This is a genomic window from Virgibacillus sp. 7505, assembly GCF_002272135.1.
Classification (GTDB): domain Bacteria; phylum Bacillota; class Bacilli; order Bacillales; family Amphibacillaceae; genus Terribacillus.
Window position 1 is genome coordinate 1 of sequence record NZ_NPBF01000294.1, and the last position, 239, is coordinate 239.

Genomic DNA, 239 nt, shown 5'->3' on the forward strand with positions numbered 1-239 from the left:
TCCTCATCCCGTATACGTGCTTTTGGCGTGACAAGATCGGTTGGGTAATAAAACATGTTGCGGCTGATCTGTTTGTTTAATTTGGCATATCGATACTGCTCCGCACTGGACGGCGTATCAAATAAGCACGAAAAACGATTACCGGTATCAACCCACTTCTCTATTTGTCCGCCCTCTCCGTCGTCAACCATATCAAGTTCGAGTATGGCCGCTTTGTGTATGAGCATGTCGTCAAAAAG

At 46.0% G+C, this 239-nt stretch carries 1 protein-coding gene; it reads right to left on the bottom strand.

Going from position 1 to position 239, the window contains the following annotated elements; all coding sequences use genetic code 11:
• A partial coding sequence (locus tag CHH91_RS20750) for a hypothetical protein (RefSeq protein WP_176465880.1) occupies positions 1 to 239 on the bottom strand: 239 nt, incomplete at both ends.